The sequence below is a fragment of the Pedobacter sp. 05L430 genome (assembly GCF_056397585.1).
In genome coordinates this window covers 1-2,814 of the sequence record NZ_JBFTNT010000420.1, presented here as the reverse complement: position 1 = coordinate 2,814, position 2,814 = coordinate 1, and the positions used below count along the sequence as shown (strand labels likewise).

Below are 2,814 nucleotides of genomic sequence, written 5' to 3'. Positions count from 1 at the left end.
CGCTTACAGATATATTTGACGAACTGTTTGATTATGCCAGTGGCGAAGATCTTGCAGCGCAAGTGATGCCAGATCTGATTGTAAGTATCCCCGGATCTACTGTTGGAGCACCTGTTTTGTACGAAAGTGCCTGCTACTTTAATGTAAGCCGAATTAAGCGTATTGATATTTGTATCCCTGCATCGGTTATACCTAAACCTTTTAATTGTTTTAACGGCAATATGATTGGTTCACTAGGCAATGTAATTATAGGTGGCAACCAAAATAGTACTGCCAGTTTTGCCTTTGCTGCTATGGATAGAAATTCTGCGGCCTTAGATAACCACTTACATGCCGATGGCCGCATTAGCAGCCACAATGTTTTGGCAGGTTTGAACATAGATTGTGCAGCCTGGGCGGGTACAGTAGATGTAAAAGGTTGTTTGTATAATACACAAAGGAAAGCTAATGATCCGATAATTGCCTTTTATACCATTAGATATAGCAAAAACATGTCGGAACCTTTCAGTTCCTGGAATTACGTAACGGAAGGTTATATGGGCTATTTATTTCAGGGCTTTGGGTTAGATTTATTGCCAAAATTAATAGGTTCATACGATACTATACCGCTAAAAGTTGATGGCGGACCGGCAATTAAAGTACCTTATTACTTAAACGTAGAAGCTCAAATTGAAGCAGGTATACCCTGGATACCATATGATAAAAACCGTTTAATCCAATTAAACACGGCAATTTATCAGAGTACTGCACCCGGAACGGTTTATTTCCGTATGGACGGTTATGATGCTGCAGGAAACCATATATCAGGCGCTACAGATATGATTGCCATGTATATTGATAATAATTCTCTTGGCTTTAGCCTGGACAATGTTTGGTTTGATGCCGATGGTGTAAACATTGTAAAAGCAGAATGTAATTTGTATCGCATTAAAGAGGCCTACTTAAACACTCCGCTAAACGTTACATTTAAAGCTTGTGAAACCCATCCCAATTCTGTATTTCAGGATCATTATGATCTATCTATCGGAAAATGCGGAACCTCTGCGGGTTTTGAAGTAAAACGATTAGGAAGTTCATTGCCCGAACCAAGTATTTTACATGGTGATAACCCTACTAACAACGAGGCTCATAATTGTCCGGGCTATCGCGGTACGGCAGATGCAAGCAAGTTTGGAGACTCAAATTCGCACCAAATTACTTTTGTTCCCTTACCTGTTCCAACAGGAAAATGGCTTGAACCTACTGAAAGTTATGCAACCGTTTCTATTGGTTTAACGGCGTCAAAAAGAACAACCAATGGTTATGGGGCAGGTGCAAATGCCGGCAACTACATTGTAAGTGCTGGGGTAGCCATAGAACGTTTACCATAAACACAAAGCAATGACAGCTTATTTGTTTCTAATTTCTGTCCTTTCCGTTTGGCGTGTTACCCATTTAATACAAGCCGAAGATGGCCCTTTTGATGTAATTTATAAACTAAGAAAACTTGCAGGTAAAAGCTTTTTTGGTTCATTAATGGACTGTTTCTTCTGTTTGTCTATTTGGGTAGCACTACCAATAGGAATTTATTTCGGTAACAATTGGATCGAGAGCATATTGTTGGTCCTGTCGTTTTCGGCAGCGGCAATATTTTTAGAACAAATAATTATGAAAAAATCTAATTACCCTTAAAAACTAAAACTATGAACTGCTGCGGACAAAAAAGACAAGGTCTACAATTTAATTCTGCTATTGATGCTTCTGCTTATAAAGCAGAAACAGAAAATAACCTCACTACAACAGATCAAAAACCCACTTATTTTCGATATAACGGCAATAGCGAATTGCAAGTGAGAGGGATTTTTCACATAACATATACATTTTCTGCTCAAAGACGTCAATTTCTGGTACACTCAGAAGATGTTTCTATAATGAGGGGTTATGCAGATTTAACAGAGGTAAGGGAACCCTAACCTTCGCTTTTATGTATTACAGATTTCTATGGGGTGTAGACGGTATGTAGATGCTTTTAGTGTTTTGTGTAGCTGTTTTGTAGACAGCTAAACCTTGGAAATCAATTCCAATGTTCAGAATTTTGTACTTATCAAATTCTATTCATTCTTCATTATTAGCTAATCCGAGTATGCAATTACCGTTTATTGAGATCATAGAATCTGTAACCCMCGATCCGAACATGTTGATGTGGAAGTTTGCAGATGGGGACAAAGAAATAAAGAATGGTGCAATATTAACCGTTCGGGAAAGCCAGTCTGCATTATTTCTGAATGAAGGCCAGCTGGCAGATGTATTTTCCGCTGGAAAATATAAACTGGAAACAGAAAACATTCCGGTGCTGACACGTTTGAAAGGTTGGAAATACGGTTTCCAAAGTCCTTTCAAGGCTGATGTTTATTTTTTTAATACGCACCAGTTCATCAACCTTAAATGGGGAACACCAGTGCCAGTGCTAATGAGAGATAAGCAATTTGGACAAGTGCGTGTCCGTGCTTTCGGCTCGTTCAATCTCCGTATAAAAGAAGTAGGAAAATTCTTTAAAGAATACGCAGGTACCTATCCTCGGCTAACCATTGCCGAACTGGAATGGGGAATTCGGGACTTCATTGCAGCAAAATTTGCGGAAGTGCTGGCACAGGCAGGTATTGCAGTGATAGATGTGGCGGGAAATCTCTCTGTTTTGAACGAAAAGGTGCAGCCGCTTATTCAGCCTTATTTTAGCCAACTCGGACTGGAGGTAACCAACTTTCTGATCGCCAGTGCTACGCTGCCAGAAGAGGTGCTAAAACATTATGATACTGTTACCGGAATGAATATGGT

General features: G+C 39.6%; 4 protein-coding genes. All 4 read left to right on the top strand.

Going from position 1 to position 2,814, the window contains the following annotated elements:
• On the top strand, nucleotides 1-1,370 hold a 1,370-nt coding region (locus AC1DG9_RS25810; RefSeq protein WP_477635541.1), incomplete at its 5' end, for a hypothetical protein.
• A gap of 10 nt (nucleotides 1,371-1,380) precedes the next feature.
• A complete protein-coding gene (locus AC1DG9_RS25805) occupies nucleotides 1,381-1,671 on the top strand; it encodes a DUF1360 domain-containing protein (protein WP_172663662.1) in 291 nt (96 codons plus the stop codon).
• Nucleotides 1,672-1,682: 11 nt separating this feature from the next.
• Nucleotides 1,683-1,952 (top strand): hypothetical protein, encoded by a 270-nt coding sequence (locus AC1DG9_RS25800; protein WP_288880319.1) that lies wholly within the window; start codon nucleotides 1,683-1,685, stop codon nucleotides 1,950-1,952.
• A gap of 170 nt (nucleotides 1,953-2,122) precedes the next feature.
• Nucleotides 2,123-2,814 (top strand): SPFH domain-containing protein (locus tag AC1DG9_RS25795; protein WP_477635540.1); only part of this gene is annotated, 692 nt, incomplete at its 3' end.